The sequence below is a fragment of the Aphanothece microscopica RSMan92 genome, assembly GCF_046613545.2.
GTDB lineage: Bacteria > Cyanobacteriota > Cyanobacteriia > PCC-6307 > Cyanobiaceae > NIES-981.
Window position 1 is genome coordinate 64988 of the sequence record NZ_JBKKKY020000005.1, and the last position, 17429, is coordinate 82416.

16 protein-coding genes and 2 pseudogenes are annotated in these 17429 nt (G+C 64.0%); 10 read left to right on the plus strand and 8 right to left on the minus strand.

Annotation, left to right across the window (positions count from 1 at the left end; translation table 11 throughout):
* The first annotated feature begins 33 nt into the window (after positions 1-33).
* The gene (locus ACLD7X_RS02640) at positions 34-432 is read left to right on the plus strand and encodes an ester cyclase (RefSeq protein WP_411421907.1); all 399 of its coding nucleotides are present in this window, start codon (positions 34-36) and stop codon (positions 430-432) included.
* A 158-nt stretch (positions 433-590) separates the two neighbouring features.
* Here ACLD7X_RS02640 and ACLD7X_RS02645 read toward each other — a convergent pair whose 3' ends face one another.
* Complete coding sequence (locus ACLD7X_RS02645) at positions 591-1169, minus strand: flavodoxin family protein (protein ID WP_411421908.1); 579 nt, start codon at positions 1167-1169, stop codon at positions 591-593.
* Positions 1170-1390: 221 nt separating this feature from the next.
* Positions 1391-3127: a carbohydrate porin gene (locus tag ACLD7X_RS02650; RefSeq protein ID WP_412007152.1), complete on the minus strand. Its 1737-nt coding sequence runs from the start codon at positions 3125-3127 to the stop codon at positions 1391-1393.
* 403 nt (positions 3128-3530) lie between these two features.
* On the opposite strand from ACLD7X_RS02650, the gene ACLD7X_RS02655 reads away from it, so the two are divergent.
* A complete protein-coding gene (locus tag ACLD7X_RS02655; protein ID WP_412007153.1) occupies positions 3531-3968 on the plus strand; it encodes an ester cyclase in 438 nt (145 codons plus the stop codon).
* 82 nt (positions 3969-4050) lie between these two features.
* Here the strand turns inward: ACLD7X_RS02655 and fabI are convergent, their stop codons facing one another.
* The gene (gene fabI / locus ACLD7X_RS02660) at positions 4051-4833 is read right to left on the minus strand and encodes an enoyl-ACP reductase FabI (protein ID WP_411421911.1); all 783 of its coding nucleotides are present in this window, start codon (positions 4831-4833) and stop codon (positions 4051-4053) included.
* A 77-nt stretch (positions 4834-4910) separates the two neighbouring features.
* Here fabI and ACLD7X_RS02665 point away from each other — a divergent pair, with 77 nt between their 5' ends.
* Positions 4911-6989: an FAD-binding domain-containing protein gene (locus tag ACLD7X_RS02665; RefSeq protein ID WP_425625050.1), complete on the plus strand. Its 2079-nt coding sequence runs from the start codon at positions 4911-4913 to the stop codon at positions 6987-6989.
* A gap of 6 nt (positions 6990-6995) precedes the next feature.
* Here the strand turns inward: ACLD7X_RS02665 and ACLD7X_RS02670 are convergent, their stop codons facing one another.
* A complete protein-coding gene (locus ACLD7X_RS02670) occupies positions 6996-7541 on the minus strand; it encodes a hypothetical protein (protein ID WP_411421913.1) in 546 nt (181 codons plus the stop codon).
* A 39-nt stretch (positions 7542-7580) separates the two neighbouring features.
* On the opposite strand from ACLD7X_RS02670, the gene ACLD7X_RS02675 reads away from it, so the two are divergent.
* The 6 genes and pseudogenes from ACLD7X_RS02675 to ACLD7X_RS02700 form a co-directional block, all read left to right on the plus strand.
* On the plus strand, positions 7581-8189 hold the full coding sequence (locus ACLD7X_RS02675; protein ID WP_412007154.1) for a thioredoxin family protein: 609 nt from the start codon (positions 7581-7583) through the stop codon (positions 8187-8189).
* A 33-nt stretch (positions 8190-8222) separates the two neighbouring features.
* Positions 8223-9512: a DegT/DnrJ/EryC1/StrS family aminotransferase gene (locus ACLD7X_RS02680; RefSeq protein WP_411421915.1), complete on the plus strand. Its 1290-nt coding sequence runs from the start codon at positions 8223-8225 to the stop codon at positions 9510-9512.
* Positions 9513-9682: 170 nt separating this feature from the next.
* Positions 9683-9841, plus strand: a pseudogene (locus ACLD7X_RS02685) (leucine zipper domain-containing protein); the annotation flags it as partial.
* A gap of 178 nt (positions 9842-10019) precedes the next feature.
* On the plus strand, positions 10020-10655 hold the full coding sequence (locus tag ACLD7X_RS02690) for a DDE-type integrase/transposase/recombinase (protein ID WP_411421925.1): 636 nt from the start codon (positions 10020-10022) through the stop codon (positions 10653-10655).
* Between the two features lie 103 nt (positions 10656-10758).
* On the plus strand, positions 10759-11574 hold the full coding sequence (locus ACLD7X_RS02695) for a glycosyltransferase family 2 protein (RefSeq protein ID WP_425625051.1): 816 nt from the start codon (positions 10759-10761) through the stop codon (positions 11572-11574).
* A 617-nt stretch (positions 11575-12191) separates the two neighbouring features.
* Positions 12192-12305: pseudogene (locus ACLD7X_RS02700) on the plus strand (integrase core domain-containing protein); the annotation flags it as partial.
* A gap of 74 nt (positions 12306-12379) precedes the next feature.
* Here the strand turns inward: ACLD7X_RS02700 and ACLD7X_RS02705 are convergent.
* Positions 12380-12895 (minus strand): hypothetical protein, encoded by a 516-nt coding sequence (locus ACLD7X_RS02705; protein WP_411421917.1) that lies wholly within the window; start codon positions 12893-12895, stop codon positions 12380-12382.
* 223 nt (positions 12896-13118) lie between these two features.
* On the opposite strand from ACLD7X_RS02705, the gene ACLD7X_RS02710 reads away from it, so the two are divergent.
* The gene (locus ACLD7X_RS02710; protein ID WP_411421918.1) at positions 13119-14051 is read left to right on the plus strand and encodes an IS481 family transposase; all 933 of its coding nucleotides are present in this window, start codon (positions 13119-13121) and stop codon (positions 14049-14051) included.
* A gap of 116 nt (positions 14052-14167) precedes the next feature.
* Here the strand turns inward: ACLD7X_RS02710 and ACLD7X_RS02715 are convergent, their stop codons facing one another.
* From ACLD7X_RS02715 to ACLD7X_RS02725, 3 genes are all read right to left on the minus strand, one after another.
* Positions 14168-14857, minus strand: coding sequence for a hypothetical protein (locus tag ACLD7X_RS02715; protein ID WP_411421919.1), 690 nt, complete (start codon positions 14855-14857; stop codon positions 14168-14170).
* A 472-nt stretch (positions 14858-15329) separates the two neighbouring features.
* Entirely contained in the window at positions 15330-16832 is a 1503-nt protein-coding gene (locus ACLD7X_RS02720; protein ID WP_411421920.1) for an FAD-binding domain-containing protein, read from the minus strand.
* A complete protein-coding gene (locus ACLD7X_RS02725) occupies positions 16832-17392 on the minus strand; it encodes an NUDIX domain-containing protein (protein ID WP_411421926.1) in 561 nt (186 codons plus the stop codon). Before ACLD7X_RS02725 ends, ACLD7X_RS02720 begins: the two co-directional genes overlap by 1 nt.
* Positions 17393-17429: the final 37 nt, after the last annotated feature.

A 17429-nucleotide genomic window follows, 5' to 3' on the forward strand; every position in this document is an offset into this window, starting at 1 on the left:
TTCTGTCTTTTCACCCCCTGACTCCACTCCGCCATGACTTCAGATGCCGTGAAAACTGCTATGCAGTTCTATGAAGTATATAATGATAAGAAGATAGATCTTCTCGATGATATTCTCGCCGATGGTTATGTGGGCCATGTCAATGCTCACGACATCGTTGGCGCAGCTTCGGCCAAGGGTTTTATTGGTGGTTTTGTAGAAGGCATTCCTGATGCGTTCTACGACGTCCACGAAACATTCGAAGCCGATGGGAAGGTGATCTGCCGTTGGACCTGCACGGGAACCCAGACGGGAAACTTTTATGGAATGCCCCCCAGCGGAAAATCAATCAATGTGAACGGGATCACAATTTTTAGTGTCTCTGCTGGAAAGATTGATGAGCTGTGGAACGTATGGGACCAGTACAGCCTTGTTGAACAGCTGAAGGCCTGAGTATGCCGGCCTGAATGGCGTTCGCGGTACTGGATGCCAGCCCTGCATTCGCCTTTCAGTCAGATCCGGGCTGACTAACGTTCACATCAATCTTCAAGACAAATGGAGGGGGCATTCCACCCCCTTTTTTTGCGATTTGAGCCAGCAAGGACCCAACGTCAGGCCAGCCGCGCGGCAAGTTTGGCAACCCGTTCGCCAAGCAATTCGCCCGTGCGCTCATCTCCCGGTGTGGGATGAAATTCAGGTCCGAAATTCACCTGACTCATCACTCCCGTGTTGCTGCTCAAGCGATTGGTGGCCTCTTCCATCGAGGCACCCTGGAACAGCCCATTGGGGGCATCGCAACTCACCCAGATCATGCCGTGCTGGCAGGAGACGGTGACGAGGTAGGACAAGGTGGATTGCTTGTCACCACTTAGGCCAAGGCTTGTGGTGAATCCAGCGGCAAGTTTCGAATTCCATGCGCCAGACATCCAGCGCTGGCTGGTGGCATCAAAGAAGCATTTCATCTGCCCACTCACCATGCCCATGTAGGTAGGAGAGCCAAAGATGATGGCATCTGCAGAGTCCAGTTTGGCCAAAAAATCTTCATCGGTAAAGCGGCCATCACTGATCATTGAACCAGTGATTTCCATCAGCTCCGCATCGGCGTGGGCGGCCGCACCACGGTGCACCGCTTCAGCGAGACATCGCGTGTTGCCGGTTCCCGAGTGGAAGACGATTTTGACGACAGCCATGGCGATGGCGTATGAACAGCCCATCCTAAGGGCAGAGTCAATTTCTTGCCGAGCAGTTGGTCAGGCTCTTGGGCAACGGACGCGAGCGCATTGTTGCGTGGATGGAAGCCTCACTGGAGGATGCCGGTCTTGTTGAGTTCACCACGGAGGGAAAGGGAAAGTGACCCCTTCAGATGGTCACCCAAAGGTGCGGGCCGCGGAAACTCCATCTTCGTGAATGATTAAAAGGCCATGCGTGTGTTGAGCAGAAAGACATGGCCAGATTTGTCGTCTGGATTGCCGACGCCGAGGGGGCTGGCGTCGATGATGTACTGGTAACTGGCAATCAGCATCAGCCATGGTGTCAGTTGTGCCTGGTAAACAGCTTCAAGCACTGTCTCGCCCGAGAAGGCAATTCTGTCGAGACCTGACTCTGCAGCCCGAGCTGCATTTATATCAGCAGCATTGTTGTTGTAGTCAGCATGGCCGAGGCCAATGGCAAACACATCTCTGTCCCTGCCAGGTATCAGTCCTGCGTAGGAAAGCCCTGCGGATCCTGCAAATTCAACAATATTGCGAGGATTCGGGCTGTAAACAGCCTTGCCCCAAATGAACAGACCCTGACTCCGAGCCGGCTCGGTGGGCTCGGCGTAGATCATCTGTTCCAGGGTGATATAGCCTCCATAGATGCCACTGCGATCAAAATCAGTCGTGTCATAATTAAAGAACTTGCCTGTGTTTGCCTGGAATCCGATCTTGTAGTATCCAGGCATTTTTGTCGGATCCTTGCTGTGGTTCAGATAGGCGTACTCCGCGATGATTTCGAGGCCATCGTCGCTTGAAAGTTCGATATCCCATATCTGGGGCTCAAATCCTCCACTGGGATCCGCTTTGCCATCACCAATGAACAATGAAACCTGATGGTGGCTATTGGGATTGTAGAGGGCCTGCATGCCGAAGGGTGCTTGTGCATAGGGCAGAAAATTGCCCGTAAATTCGGTGGTGCCGAAGAGGCCTGGATAGTCAAAAATCTGATTCTGCAGTACTCCAGATGTCTGGTGCGAGGCTTGTTTGACCCATGGGTAAATCCAGCCGAGCCGCAATTCAAGCTGAGGAATCACGCGCTGACCATACCACAACTCGAAGATCCTCCATTCGTTTGCCGGGGAAACTTCTGCCCTTACAACATTATTAACCGGGATCTCAAAGTTGACGTCTTGTGTCGTAAACCCTGCTGTTGTAAAGTGAAATTGTCCGCCCTTCCACATGCCCGCACGCTCTGTGTAGACATCGATCGATGTGATGTAGGAAGTGGAAAATCCCGAGCTTTCAAAGCTGCTCCATGTTGCGTCGGGATAAAAGGTGGCAATCATCTCGACGCCGTTGTCCCAAAGTCGGTTCAGTGCTGGGATTGTGCTTTGAAACATGAAGTCCTGGTTTTCAATGCCCTGGCCGCGACAGCGGATCCCTGCGATGTAGGTGAAGCTGTCCAAGGGGTTGTTTGTTGCGGGCCGCTTCAGGGCTTTGGTCACACCCAGATTGAGGGCTCTGCTGAGTGGGCAAGCTTCTTTCTCGGCACTGTCCGGGCTTGGCTGGCTTTCCGGGGTTTCAGAGATTTGCGGGCTAGTGGGTTGATCCGTGCTTCCTGAGGTCTTCAGGCTTTCTGATTCAGTGCTGCTGGAGATGGATGCTTCTGCTCCTTCAGTCGTGAGCTCCGGTTCCAGCGCTGTTCTGGTGGCTGGTTGCTCGGCGAGCAGCTGCTGGCCATCTGGATGGGATCGGTTTGGTGTGCTGAGAATCTGGGTTTCTACAAACGGGGATTCATCGGGGCTTGGTTTGTCCATAGGCCGATGCAATTCCTTGCGTGCAACCTGTGATGTGGGCGGTCTTTCTGCACTTCTGGCCTGATAGCCAAAAGCCTGTTCGGCCACCAGAACAAAAATACCCGATAGGAGCCAAAGTCTGGATGTGCTTGTCACTTGGCTTCAGCTTAATTTTGGGGTGATTGTATGGTGATTGAGAGGCGCCTGACCAAGGCCGGATTTTATTGTGCTGATTTGCCGACAATTGTGGCGCGCCCCGCGCCAGCACGGCCTTGCCTTGCTAGCCATGTGATGCTTCCCCAATGTCAACGTCATGAGTAGTAAAAAGCCGCTTGGGCGACTTCTGGGTGCTGGGATTGTTGTGGGTGCAGGGATTGTTGCCTCGCTGTCTCTTGGGGCGGCTGCTAAGGCTTATGAAATGTTCCCGCAAGATCGGCAACAGATTGCTCTGACGCCGAGTTCACTAAGCTTCTTTAATGCTCCTTCCTATGCCTGTGGGCCCAAGGGACGTGGCGCCGAGTGGTACAACCAGGGTGTGCCTTACCCCTGCCCCAGTGGCTTGACCAGCACCAACGCGGCCAGCAAGAAGGCCCGTGAGGTATATCACGACCTGATGGTGAAGGCCTGGGTGGATGGCGATCTTTCCGTTCTCGATGAGTATATCGTTGCCGACACCTACGACTATTCCCCGCTCCACCCTCCGGAGATGGGTACCAAGGGGTTTGCCGGGATCATCAAGGCCTTCCGTGGCGCCTTGAGTGATGTCAAGCTCGAGCACTCCGACGTGGCTGAAGGGGACATCGTCACCCATTTCTGGAAGCTGACCGGGGTGCATGACAAGGGCCCACTGTTCGGCTCCAAGCCCGATGGCAAAACCGTCACCCTGAGCGGGATCAGCGCCGTTCGAGTCAAGGATGGCAAGGTGGTCGGGCGTTGGTCGCAGCTTGACATCTATGGTCTGCTTGTTCAGCTCGGAACCATCCCCAAGGTTCTCTGAAGCCGTGGTTCGCTGAAGCGAAGCCGTGGTTGGCTGAATCGGTTCCGAACGGTGAGGCGGAGCGTCCACTCTCCGCCTCACCTCACATCCCGGTGATGCAGTAGCCGGCGTCCACGTAGAGCACCTGGCCGGTGATGCCCGACGCCAGGGGGCTGGCCAGAAACGCCGCGGTGCTGCCCACTTCGTCCTGGGTGACGGTGCGGCGCAGGGGGGCCTTCTCCTCCACGTTGTGGATCATCTCGAGGATGCCGCCGATGGCGCTGCTGGCCAGGGTGCGGATCGGGCCGGCGCTGATGGCGTTCACCCGCACCTGCTTTTCAGGACCCAGCTCGGCGGCCAGGTAGCGCACCGAGGCCTCCAGGGCCGCCTTGGCCACGCCCATCACGTTGTAGTTGGGGATGGCCCGTTCGGCGCCCAGGTAGCTGAGGGTGATCACGCTGGCGCCTTCATTGAAGAGGGGCTTGGCGTGGCGGCAGAGGGGCGCCAGGGAGTAGGCGCTCACCTCGAGGGCGCGGCCGAAGCCCTCGGGGCTGATCGCGGAGTAGTCGCCCACCAGCTCCTCCTTGCCGGCGAAGGCGAGGCAGTGCACGAGCACGTCGAGCGACCCCCACTGCTCCCGGATGCGCTGGAAGACGGCCTCGATCTGGGCGGGCTCCTGCACATTCAGGGGCTCGAACAGGGTGGGGTTGAGGGGGGTGGTGAGCTCCCGCACCTTGGCTTCGAAGCGGCCCTTCTCATCCGGCAGGTAGGTGACGCCCAGCTCGCAGCCGGCGGCCGCCAGCTGCTGGGCGATCCCCCAGGCGATCGAGCGGTTGTTGGCGATGCCGGTGACGAGGGCCTTCTTGCCGCGCAGATCAAGGAGCATGGGGAGAGTGGCGAATGCCGGTTGCAGCGGAGATGCCGATGCGGGAACCGTGGCGTTCGAGCGATTCTCCCCCAGCGGTGGGCGTCCCTGCGGCCCAGGGTCTCGCTTCTCTGCGGCCGCGTCCGTGGCTGCCGGGGGTCTGCCCCCCCAGGCCGGCAGCGGGGAGCGAACCCAGTGTCTGGCTGATCGATCGCCGCCGTCCCGAGGTTCAGCAGGCCCTCCCCGAGCTTGCCGCTCTGCTCAGCGGCGAGGAACGGCAGCGCCTGGAGGCCTTCCGCCGGGACGACGACCGGGAACGGTTCCTGCTCGGACGCTCGGCCCTGCGTCAGCTGCTCGGCACCTGGCTGGCCGCGGAGCCCAGGAGACTCCCTGTGGTCCCCGGTCCCCACGGGAAGCCCTTGCTGCAGCTGGAGCCTCCCGGAGCCGACGGGATGCAGTTCAACGTCGCCCATTCCGGTGATCTGGTGGTGTTGGCGTTCCACCCCTTTGCTGCCGTGGGTGTGGATCTCGAGCGGCGCCGGCCCGGGCTGCTCTGGCAGCCCATCGCCAGGCGGATGCTGCCTCCCCAAACGGTGGAGCGGTTGGTCCAGCTGCCGCCGGCGGCCGGCGGGGAGGAGTTCCTGCAGCAGTGGTGCCTGCTGGAGGCGGGCCTGAAGGCCCGCGGCGTGGGCATCACCGGCCGCCGGGCAGGGGCTTCCCAACCCCTGGCGCCCAGCCAGTGGTGGACCCTGCAACTCCCCGTTGGCTACTGGGGCGGGCTCTGCCTGCTGGCTCCCCAGCCTGAAGCGGCTCGTCGGGAGGAGGGAGGGGCCTGGGCGGATGGCGATCTGCCGCGGACCTTGGCCGACCGGGCGGCTCTGGAGGAGGCCCTGGCGCGCCTCTTCCCTACGGCGGCAGGGAGCCTGAGCCCGCTGCGGGGCGGTGTCGCCGCCGCGGCCGCCCGGCTGGCGAGCCTCGATCCGATCGCCTACGGCCGCACGCGCAACCACCTCGATGGCGCCGTGACGGGGTTATCCCCCTACATCCGCCACGGTGTGCTGACGCTGGCGGAGGTGCGCGAAGCGGTGTGGACCTGGCTGGAGGCGCGGGGCTATCGCAGCCAGAGCCGCCGAGCCGATGCGCGGCAGCTGGCGGGCAAGCTGATCAACGAGCTCGGCTGGCGCGACTACTGGCTGCGGCTGTGGCTCCAGCTCGCTGACGGCATCTGGCACGACCTCGATCCGCTCCGCACCGGCCACCCCGCCACGGCCTATGCCCCCGACCTGCCCCCCGACATCGCTGCCGGCCGCACCGGCCTGGCCTGCATGGATGCCTTTGTCGCCGAACTCACCGGCACCGGCTGGCTGCACAACCACGCGCGGCTGTGGCTGGCCAGCTACGTGGTGCACTGGCGGCGGGTGCGCTGGCAGGCCGGGGCCCGCTGGTTTCTGCAGCATCTGCTGGATGGCGATCCGGCCAGCAACAACCTGAGCTGGCAGTGGGTGGCCAGCAGCTTCAGCACCAAGCCCTACATCTTCAACCGGGCCAACCTGGAGCGGTTCGCGGGGGACCGCCACTGCCGCAGCTGCGCCCTGGCGGCCACCGGAGGCTGTCCCTTTCAGGCGAGCTACGAGAGCCTGGAGCTGCGGCTGTTTCCAGCTGCTTCCGAGGGCTCGCAGCCCCCAGCCGCTCCCTCTCCCGGCTGGGGGTCCACGGACCAGGTGCCCACGGACGACGGTCCACCACCAGCACTGCAGCGCCCCATCGTGTGGGTGCACGGTGAGGCGCTCGGCCCCACGAATCCCGCCCTGCGCGCCTGGCCCGCCGCCCCGGCGCTGTTCGTGTTCGACCGCGCCCTGATCGAGGCGCTCGGCCTCAGCCGCAAGCGGCTCGGCTTTCTGTACGAGTGCCTGCTGGAACTGCCGGTGACGCTGCGCCAGGGCGACGTGGCCGACGAGGTGCTGGCCTTCGCGGCGCGCCATGGGGCCGACGGGGTGGTGACCTGCGCGGCGGTGGATCCCCGTTTCGGGCGGATCCGGGAGCGGGTGGCGGCGCGGCTTCCCGTGCGGGTGCTGGAGCCCGAGCCATTCGTGGCCCTGGATCCCGCCCCCGATCTGCGCCGTTTCTCGCGCTACTGGCGGCGGGCCGAACCGGCGGTGTGGCGCGGCTTCGGCTGAGGCCGTTCACTCCTCGGGTGAGGGTGAGCCGGGGGGGGTGCCCTTCAGGAGGGCGTCCTCCCGTTGCTGCACCGCGGCCGGCTCACTGAGCAGATCCGGCTCCTCGAGGAGGGGAAACTTCTCCACCTTCACCTGCTCCGGGCTCAGCGGCGGCTCCAGCCACTGGAAGCTGCGCTTTGGATCGAGCGCTTCGCAGAGGGCCTCGCTCTGCTGGCGCAGGGCACGGCGCACGTCGTCGCGGGCGACCACCGCGAAGAATTCCTGGCGCCCCGCCAGCCCCGAGCTGAACGGTGCCGTGCCGTTGCCGTTGAACAGCCGGGCCGCATCCGGGGTCCAGCGGGGCTGGCAGACGCCACTCTGGCGGGTGTCGGTGTCGATCCAGATGTGCAGGCCATAGCCGTCGGGCTGGCTCACCACCGCCAGGCCGTCGTGGGGCACGCGACGCTGCAGCGGGTAGATCGACCAGCTGGGCTGCCGGTGGGCGGGGACACAGCCGGTTGAGAGCAGCAGCAACACCAGGGCGGTGGGGATCCTTAGCGTGGGGGCTGGCATTGATGCGGGGATGGGCCCATGGCGCTGACGCCGTCCACCATGCTGCCTCTCGGCACTGTGCTGCCGTTCGGGGTGATCCGCGAGGAGATCGCCCGGGGTGCGGCCCGCCAGGTGAGCGGGGACCCCCTCGATCTCGAAGCCGTGGGTCAGATCCCGCTGCTCGTCCTGTTCATCTGCGCCCACTGCCCCTTCGTGAAGCATGTGGAGCCCGAGATCAGCCGTCTGCAGGATGACTTCGCTCCCGCGGGCGCCGTGCCGCGCCTGCAGGTCCTCGCCATCTCCAGCAACAGCGTGCAGACCCATCCCCAGGACGGGCCCGAAGGCCTGCGGGCCCAGGCCCTGCAGCACGGCTGGCGTTTTCCCTACCTCCACGATGCCGACCAGGTGATCGCCCGGGCCTTCCGGGCGGCCTGCACCCCGGACCCCTACCTGTTCGCCCCGGCGGGGGCCGATGGGGAGCTGCACCTGGTGTACCGGGGCCAGTTCGATGCCAGCCGGCCGGGCAACGATCTCCCCTGCGATGGCGCGGACCTCCGCGCCGCCCTGGCGGCCGTGCTGGCCGGCCGTGAGCCGACCGCTGAGCAGCGACCGGCGATCGGCTGCAACATCAAGTGGCATCCAGGTGCAGAACCGGAATGGGGGCGGTGATCCCCACCTGCCGATGCGCTTAAGGTCTGCTGCATGAATGTGCCCCCCTTCAGCCTCGGCGAGCAGATCCAGGAGCTGGGTGGGGCCCTGGAAACCGCTGTGCTCGACGTGCTGCACAGCGGCCAGTACATCGGCGGCCCCACCATCGCGGGCTTCGAAACCGCCTTCGCCGAGGCCTGCGGCGTGCTCCACGCGATCGGCTGCAACAGCGGCACCGACGCCCTGATCCTTGCCCTGCGCGGGCTGGGGGTGGGGGCGGGCGATGAGGTGATCACGGCCTCGTTCAGCTTCTTCGCCACGGCCGAGGCGATCAGCAGCGTGGGTGCCACACCGGTGTTCGTGGATGTGGACCCGGTCACCTACCTGATCGATCTGGAGCAGCTGGAGGCGGCGATCACGCCGGCCACGCGGGTGCTGCTGCCGGTGCACCTGTTCGGTCGCCCGGTGGACATGGAGCGGGTGTGTGCCATCGCCAAGCGCCACGGCCTGTGGGTGGTGGAGGACTGCGCCCAGGCCACCGGTGCCCAGTGGCAAGGCCAGCCGGTGGGCAGCTGGGGGGATGCGGGCTGCTTCAGCTTCTTCCCCACCAAGAACCTCGGTGCCGCCGGTGATGGCGGCGCCGTGACCTGCCACGACCCGGCCCTGGCCCAGCGGGTGCGGGAGCTGGCGGTGCACGGCATGCCGCGCCGCTATCTGCACACCGAGCTGGGTTACAACAGCCGCCTCGATGCCCTGCAGGCGGCGGTGCTGAATGTGAAGCTGCCCCATCTGCCCCGCTGGCTGGAGGCCCGCCGGGCCATCGCCGCCCGCTACCACGGCCAGCTGGCCGGGCTGCCTGGGGTGGTGCTGCCGGCCGAGGGTCCCGAGGGCCACAGCTGGAACCAGTTCGTGATGCGGGTGCCGGCCTGCGCCGCGGGCGCAGCGGCCTGTTCATCCATCGGGGGCGTGGCCTGCACCCCCGCCGCCGACAGTGCCGCCTTTGGGCTGCCGGAGGCCTGCTGCCGCGACTGGCTCAAACAGCAGCTGCAGGAGGCTGGGGTGAGCACGATCATCTACTACCCGATCCCGATCCACCGCCAGCCGGCCTACGCGCAGCTCGGCTACGGCCCGGGCAGCCTGCCGGTCACCGAGCGGCTGTGCACCGAGGTGCTGAGCCTGCCGATCTTCCCCGAGTTGTCCACGGCTCAGCAGGAGCGGGTGGTGGAGGTGCTGGCGCAGGTGCTGGCCAGCCCAGGCTCTACCGTGCCTGCGGCCACGGCCAGCTGCCATGGCAGCAGCTCCGGCTCCAGCGCCGAGGCCCAGCCCCGCAGCTTCGCCGCCTGAAGGTTCGGCGCAGTGGGCGCGTCCCTTCGGCTGAGGTGGTCGGCGAGGCAGGTGTTTGTGACCCTTTCTTGAAGCTAGGTGTTCTGTCTCAGCAGGTTGGTCAGTGGCCGAGGAGGTGTGAGGCCGCTACGGGTTGAGGTGAGACCCACCAACCCAGACCTCACGCCTCCATGCATAGCCATCGCAATGCCCGTCTGACTCAGAAGGGCCGCCTTCGGCTCGTGAGCCAGCACCTGGAGCAAGGCCGCAGCCCCCGTGAGCTGGCCACCGAGAACGGGATCAGTCTGCGCTGCGCCTACCGCTGGCTGGCTGGTTACCGCTCAGGTGCTCCAGCCTCCCTGGCGGACGCTCGATCCGCAGCAACTCCAGCAGGCCGTGGATCTGCGCCATCAGCGGCTGCACCTCCGGCACATCGCCCGGCTCCTGCAGGCATCCTTCTCCGCCGTGGCATGGGCCCTCAGCCGTCTGGGTCTCGGGCGACTGAGGAACCTGGAATCCAGGCCTCCGGTGCAGCGGTACGAGTGGGAGCGGCCAGGCGACCTGATCCATCTCGACGTCAAGTCCCTGGCGAGGTTCCGGAAGGCGGGGCACCGGATCACCGGCAATCGCCAGCAGGGGCGCTCCTATGGCGTCGGCTACGACAAGGTCCATGTCGCCGTGGACGACGCCACTCGTCTGGCCTACGTCGAGGTCCTGGCGGACGAGCAGAAGCCAACGGTGATCGGCTTTCTGAGCCGGGCGGTCGCCTGGTTCAACGCCCAGGGTGTGGAGTGCCGGCGGGTGATGAGCGACAACGGCCCCGCCTACGTCTCCAGGGCGTTCGCCAAGGCCTGCCGCATCTCGGGCTCTGGCACATCCGCACCAGGCCCTACACGCCCAGAACCAACGGCAAGGCGGAGCGATATGGCCTCCGGCCGACTGCGTCTACATTCAGACCCTCCGCCGGGAGTAGGCCTACGCCATGGCCTTCCAGAACTCCGAGGAACGGAACCGCTGGCTGCCCTGCTACCTGGCGCTCACCTCAGCAGCGGCTCGTCGAGCTGCTCCGCTGATGAACCTGGTGAGAAACAACAGCTAGTGCTGGCTAGAGTTGATTTCTCTATTGTCCACACGATCAAGCCAGGCTTTTCAGAGTCTACCTAGAGTCAGTCCAAGCATCACCGCGATCAACGAAGCATGTATAGTTGATGGTAATTTCGGGAAGAATCAGCAAGCTAGCAGCATGACGATTACGCTCTGTGCGATCATGAAGAACGAGAAGCCGTATATCGCAGAATGGATTGCATACCACCGCGCTGTTGGTTTCGACCGCATCCATATTTATGACAACGATAGCACCGACAATAGCGGCGAGTATCTAAATGCTCTCGCCACGGCAGGCATACTTGACTATTGCATGCCTTGGCGCAACAAGCGTGGCTCGCCACAGATCTCCGCATACAAGCATGCGATCAAAGCCTGCCTTACTGATTGGCTAGTCTTTCTCGACGCAGATGAGTTTTTCAATATCCACTCGCGACAATCTATTAATAATCTGCTCGCACAGTATTCAGATGACATTTCGAGCATCGCATTTAATTGGCGTGTCTTTGGATCTGCAGGTCAAAGAAAGGCCGCCAATGGCCTTGTTATCGAACGCTTCACCAGGGCTTCCCTATTAAATGCAAGTGTTAATCGGCACGTCAAATGCGTATTCCGCCCGCAGCACGCTGGCGCCGCACACATACATGCCACAACAATGCGAGCAGGCAAAAGCGTCATGGCCTCCGGTGAGCCACTAGAGATGGATATACGTGGATATGCCAATAGTGTTTCATTTCTGCCTGCACAGATAAATCATTATTTCACTAAATCCTACGAAGAATATCTTGCAAAGAGACTACGTGGTAACGCCAACCGCAATATCTCTCACCCTGAAAAGTTCTCGCGCTACTCAGACGAGATGTTCAGGGAGCATGATCTGAACGATGACATAGACACAACGATCTGTTGGGCAGCTGAATCAGTCCGGGCTCTCTGTGAGGAGTGGGCAGTAAAGGCTCCCCTGTGTGTGTTTCCATGAGCCCAGCTAATCTGCCTGAAGGGCGTTTGCTGATAGCTGTTTTCGATGTTGCGGCTCTCTGACAACGCCTGGCACGGACCGAATCACCAGCCATCGTCCCGTTCTTATAGCAGCTGCTGGTAGACCCGAAGCACCGACGACCGGAGCTGCCAGTACGGACATCCTATAGCTAACTCTGGCGCTGGGAGCCACATCTGCTGAGCGCTGTCTCCACCCCGGCGTGCTCCTATGCGTAAGCCAGTGCGATGACACTGGCATGATCGTCGGACGACGGATCGACAGATCCACTGGAACTACAATTCTGTTTGGAATAGAGTCTTGGTCATCGAAACCCGCGCCCACCCCGCTCCACGACTCGATGACGTCAAGGTGCCGCTGGAGTAGGTGAACCCGGCACCTCGGTCGATGAGTTAGCTCGCAGGATTGCCGGCCGAGACGCCTGAGTTGCTGGTGGTCGGCGAAGCGCTGAAGGAGAATCTAGTATGAATATTCCTCATGGACGCGGCTACCGAGACCATGGGCCACATGCAAGAGGTTCTGAAACAGGCGCTGGGTGCTGGCCATCAACCCGATGCCAACGGCCCCGAAGATGTTAACGTGAATACCTCCATTGGTACAGGCCGGACACGCCCAAAGCCAACGGCAAGGCGGAGCGATTCATTCAGACCATCTGCCGGGAGTGGGCCTACGCCATGGCCTTCCAGAACTCCGAGGAACGGAACCGCTGGCTACCCCGCTGCCTGGCGCTCACCTCAGCAGCGGCTCGTCGAGCTGCTCCGCTGATGAACCTGGTGAGAAACAATAGCTAGGCGAGCGTTTCGCCGAACAGCAGGGGGATCTCTTCCTGCTTCAGCCCATCCAGGCCGCCCTTGGCCTTAAGACTTCCGGTGCTTGCAATCATGTCGTCAATCAGGCTCTCCTCGCCATTGAAGAAGGCGCAGATATTGAGCTCAGAAGGCTCGGCATTGGTGCCGCGGAATTGCACGCGCCCCAATGTTCCGGTTGACTCGGAATTGATCTTGAAAGATCCCTTGTACCTGCTCGCCTTGAAGTCCACCACATCGTCGCTTTCAGAATAGACGGGAGATCCCCATAGCTTGATTCGGGTGAATGCTTTGGCCTCTTCGCCTAGGTAGTCGAGGGGATGCTTGATTGTGATCAGTAGGCTTCTGCGAGTGATTTTGAATCTCAGCCTTGACGGCTCAGATTGTGTGAGTCCACCCGAGATGAGCGCATCCCACTGGATGTCGCTGTCCAATGTGTATGTTTTTCGCTTGTCGAAGGAGCCGCCACAGATGGTGCGAATGGCATTGTTCTTCATTGTCGTCAGCTGGTTGTTCGAGCTTGTTGCCGGGTCGGGGCAGGGGGCATTCGGCGGCGTGGAGCCGAGGGGGAAGCCAGTTTGATGGGTGCGCTCTCAGGCTTGCCACCCAAGTGGGACCCTCACTCTAGGTGTGTAGTGCCACCAGGTTGTTCCGGCTGACAGATGGGTGTGAGGCCGACAGGGTTGTGGTGCGACCCAACAGCCCAAGACCTCACCCCCCATGCATACACACCCCAATGCCCGCCTGACACCGATCGGTCGGGAACGCCTGATCCGGCAGCATCTCGAGGAGGGCAGGAGCCTTGCTCAGCTGGCCGCAGACCACGGGATCAGTGAACGCACCGCCCGCAAGTGGCTGGCGCGCTTTCGTTCAGGCGGGCCAGCGGCCCTTGCGGATCGACGGAGTGTTCGCCGCGGTCAGCGGCGGACGCTCGATCCGCAGCAACTGCAGCGGGCTGTGGAGCTCAGGCAGCAGCGCTGCACCCTCCGCAGGATCGCCCGGCTGCTGCTGGTGCCGATCACCACCCTGGCCCGGGCGATGCGGCGCCTGGGGCTGAACCGGCTGCGCAACCTCGACCCCAAACCCCCGGTGCAGCGGTACCAGTGGGAGCAACCGGGGGACATGATCCATGTCGACATCAAGCAGCTGGCCCGCTTTGAGCGGGTCGGCCACCGGATTACCGGCGACCCACGCAAGGGAAGCTCCCCGGGCGCGGGCTACGAGAAGGTGCACGTGGCGGTGGATGACGCCACGCGCCTGTCCTACGTCGAGGTCTTGCCCGACGAGAAGGCGGCGACCACGGTGGGCTTCCTGAGCCGTGCGGTGGCCTGGTTCAACAGCCAGGGGATCGAGTGCCGGCGGGTGCTCAGTGACAACGGCTCGGCTTACAAGTCCCATGGCTGGCGAAAAGCCTGCCAGGCCATGGGGTTGAAGGCGAAGAAGACCAGGCCCTACACCCCGAGGACGAACGGCAAGGCCGAGCGGTTCATCAAGACCCTGCTGGAGGAGTGGGCGTATGTGATGCCCTACGGCTCCTCAGCGGCTCGCAACGAGCTGCTGACGGCCTACCTGCGGATCTATAACGGCCGCAGGTGCCACATGGCCCTGGGTGGCCTCACCCCCCAGCAGCGGCTTGCTCAGCTGCAGGCATGAACAACCTGGTGGGAAATCACATCTAGGCAATGGTCTCAGGCTGGCCATCAGGCATCCAGACGCCTTCAGCTCTTTGATGAACCTTGGCGGTATCCATCGCCTTGTGGCTTCCTCTGCTATGCGCTCGAGTCAGGTGGCTGCTGCCAAGAGGGCTCAGAGCCCGGGATCGCCAGAATCAAGGCGGTTCCCCCCGGCGGATCGCGTCCCTCACACGGTGCGGGGAGGCTGCGGGCGATCGCAGCACTGACGCTGAATGCGCTGTGCGGTCGAGGGCGGCATGCCATTGATGCCGAAGACGCCCATGCCTCCGGCGATGGCGGAGAGTCCGTGTGGTTGGGAGGCCAGCAGCGACTGGCGGTGCAGATGAAGACGGCCCCGCTGATGGTGGGCTTGGGGTCGGCGCTGGATTCGGTCAGGGAGACTGTCGGGGCAGGGGCCCGCATTGGCTTCGTCGGAGAAGGCGCTGGTGGCCGAGCGGCGGTGAGGGTGTGGGCGTCCTTGTCCCTGAAGATCTTCTGGTCGCGGCCCTTGCTGCTCGGGATGACGCCCTTGGTCTGATCACCCTTGGGGCCGCTGTAGCTGAGCTGCACGACCTCCCCGAAGCGCACGGCCGTGGCGAGGGTGAGGGTGAGCTTGCGGCGTGTGCGGCTGAGAAGGGGTTTGCCGGAGAGGGCGATGCGCTGGCCGTTGAGCAGGATGCTGAAATGCTTGCCGCTCAGCCCACGGCTTTTGGCCTCGGTCCTGAAGGCGAAAACGAGCGTGGATATATTGACCGTGACCTTGAAGACGAGGTTGATTGGCTTCATGGACCCAGGCCTGCCACCGGGAGAAAGCTCTACAGCTAATCGCCTTGATCGCGGCGCCATGCTTTAGCGCCGGTCTCGCAATCATTTGCAGGAGGGTTATGGGGCTTGGCTGGAAATCGGGAGCGGCAGCCTAGCCGACTTCTGCCTGAATCATCTTGGACCTTTCTGTTCTGGCGGCATAGCCTTTCTGCGGCATAGCCTTTCTGGCGGTATAGCTTTGCTGTTTGGATTGTTCTGCGGCCTTGCATCGGATGTTCGAGTTCCCGTTGACGCGCTGGATCGGGTCCGCCGGCGGGCTTCCTTGCTTCTTGTAAAGCAAATCTGTAGGCCGCCTGCCGCTGCTGCATGCTCAAGCCAGAGCGATCTCCACCTGGCGGCGCCGGTCCTCACCGCCCGCCCAGGTCATGGCGGGTTCGACTCCTGTCGGGGCACTCCTCACACCCGTGCCCCTCTTCTTTCAACAGGGCAGAGTTCAGCGCGGCAGCGCCGCATAGAGCGCCTTGAAGCGGGCCTGCTGGAGTTTGTGCTCCACGATCTGCTCGGGGTAGCCGCGCCGCTCCAGGGGCGCGATGGCGCCGCTGATCAGATCGGCGCTGCTCACATGCCGCAGTTCCGGCAGCCAGGTGCGGATGTAGATGGCCTCCGGGTCGAACTTGGCGGCCTGGGTGGCGGGGTTGAAGATGCGCAGCGGTTTGGGGTCCATGCCGCTGCTGGCGCTCCACTGCCAGCCGCCGTTGTTGGCCGCCAGATCACCATCCACCAGCCGGGCCATGAAGGCCCGCTCGCCCCAGCGCCAGTCGCAGATCAGATCCTTCACCAGGAAGGAGGCCACGATCATGCGGCAGCGGTTGTGCATCCAGCCGCTGGCGTTCAGTTGCCGCATCGCCGCATCCACGATCGGCACGCCGGTGAGCCCCTCGCGCCAGGCCGCGAAGTGCCCCTCGTCGTTTTCCCACGGGAACCGCTTCCACTGGGGCCGGTAGGGGCCCTCCGCCAGCTCAGGGAAATGGAAAAGGGCCTGCTGGTAGAACTCTCGCCAGGCCAGCTCCTGCTCCCACACCGTGATCGACTGCTCAGCCTCCGTGCTGCGGACCAGGGCCCGGGCCTGCTGGGCGGCGGCCCAGGCCTGGCGCGGGCTGAGCGTGCCGAACTTCAGCGCCGCGCTCAGCCCCGAGGTGCCGGCCTCGCCGGGCAGGTTGCGGCCCGGCTCGTAGGCCAGCAGCGGCCCGCCATCGCAGAAGCTCTGCAGCTGCTCGAGGGCGGCGGCCTCGCCGGGCCTGCAGGGGCAGAGGTCGGTGCCTGAAAAGTCGTGGGGCAGGTGCAGACCCGTGGCCGGGTCGGGCTGCACCAGGGGCAGGGGCCCCGCGCCGGAGCGTTCCAGCGCCTCCAGCGCCTGCTCGCCCAGATCCCGCAGGCCCGAGGGCGCCGCCACCGGCTCCAGGCCCCCCGCCATGGCGCTGCCCAGGCCGGCCTTGGCGGCCACCTGCCCGCGCCAGTTGCGCCAGAACGGCCCATACACCCGGTAGGGATCGCCCTGGCCGGTGCGCAGGGCCTCGGGGGGGATCAGCAGCTGGTCCCAGTCCACCAGCACCCGCCGGCCGCTGGCCTGCAGCGCCGCTGCCACCCGCCGGTCGCGCTCGCGGCCGTAGGGCTCCACGTCGCGGTTCCAGGCCAGCACCGGTGCCTGCAACGCCGCGGCCAGCCGCGGCAGCAGCACCACAGGATCGCCTCGCAGCACCAGCAACCGGCTGCCGGCCCCACGCCAGCTCTCGGCGAGCTCCCGCAGGCTCTCGGCCAGGAACCACAGCCGCGCCGGGGCCAGGTCGGGCGCCTCCAGGATCCCCGGATCCAGCACGAACACCCCCGTCACCGCCGGGGTTGCCGCCGCCGCCGCTGCCAGCCCCAGGTTGTCGGCCAGCCGCAGGTCGCGGCGGTGCCAGAACAGCCAGCGCTCAGGTCCCGCTCCTGCCGCCATCAGAGCCCCAGCAGCTGCCTGGCCCGCAGCCAGGCCGTCACGCTCTTGCCATCGAGGTACTCATCGCCGCTGGCCAGGGCCCCGTCCAGCTCCCCGGGGGTCATCAGCAGCACCTCCAGGTCTTCGTCGTCATCGCCCGCCGGCTGCTCGCTGAGGGCGGTGAGCTCACGGGCCAGGAACAGGTGGATCACCTCGTCGGAGTAGCCGGGGCAGGGCAGCAGGGCCCCCAGCGGATCCCAGCGCTCGGCGGCATAGCCCGCCTCCTCCTGCAGCTCCCGCTGCATCGTGCTCAGCGGGGTCTCGCCCGGATCGAGGGTGCCGGCCGGGAACTCCAGCAGCCGCGTCGCCACCGCGAAGCGGTACTGGCGCAGCACCACCACCCGGCCATCATCCAGCAGTGGCACCGCCAGGGCGGCGCCGGGGTGGCGGATCACGCCGAAGGTGCCCTCCACCCCGATCGGCAGGGCGATCCGGTTCACCTCGAAGCGCAGCTTGCGGGCCTGCAGCGCGGCGGTGGTCTCCAGATGGCGCGCGGGCTCGGGGGCGGGCAGGGGCGCCATGGGGGAGAGGCAGCTGCAGCCCAGCATGGCCGCTAGG

Bases quoted from the DNA above. Each gene is read 5' to 3' on its own strand.
- ACLD7X_RS02715 (WP_411421919.1), bottom strand. From the start codon at position 14,857: ATGAAGCCAATCAACCTCGTCTTCAAGGTCACGGTCAATATATCCACG.
- ACLD7X_RS02675 (WP_412007154.1), top strand. From the start codon at position 7,581: ATGCTGCCTCTCGGCACTGTGCTGCCGTTCGGGGTGATCCGCGAGGAG.
- ACLD7X_RS02705 (WP_411421917.1), bottom strand. From the start codon at position 12,895: ATGAAGAACAATGCCATTCGCACCATCTGTGGCGGCTCCTTCGACAAG.
- ACLD7X_RS02645 (WP_411421908.1), bottom strand. From the start codon at position 1,169: ATGGCTGTCGTCAAAATCGTCTTCCACTCGGGAACCGGCAACACGCGA.
- fabI (WP_411421911.1), bottom strand. From the start codon at position 4,833: ATGCTCCTTGATCTGCGCGGCAAGAAGGCCCTCGTCACCGGCATCGCC.
- ACLD7X_RS02640 (WP_411421907.1), top strand. From the start codon at position 34: ATGACTTCAGATGCCGTGAAAACTGCTATGCAGTTCTATGAAGTATAT.
- ACLD7X_RS02680 (WP_411421915.1), top strand. From the start codon at position 8,223: ATGAATGTGCCCCCCTTCAGCCTCGGCGAGCAGATCCAGGAGCTGGGT.
- ACLD7X_RS02725 (WP_411421926.1), bottom strand. From the start codon at position 17,392: ATGGCGCCCCTGCCCGCCCCCGAGCCCGCGCGCCATCTGGAGACCACC.
- ACLD7X_RS02670 (WP_411421913.1), bottom strand. From the start codon at position 7,541: ATGCCAGCCCCCACGCTAAGGATCCCCACCGCCCTGGTGTTGCTGCTG.
- ACLD7X_RS02720 (WP_411421920.1), bottom strand. From the start codon at position 16,832: ATGGCGGCAGGAGCGGGACCTGAGCGCTGGCTGTTCTGGCACCGCCGC.
- ACLD7X_RS02695 (WP_425625051.1), top strand. From the start codon at position 10,759: ATGAAGAACGAGAAGCCGTATATCGCAGAATGGATTGCATACCACCGC.
- ACLD7X_RS02710 (WP_411421918.1), top strand. From the start codon at position 13,119: ATGCATACACACCCCAATGCCCGCCTGACACCGATCGGTCGGGAACGC.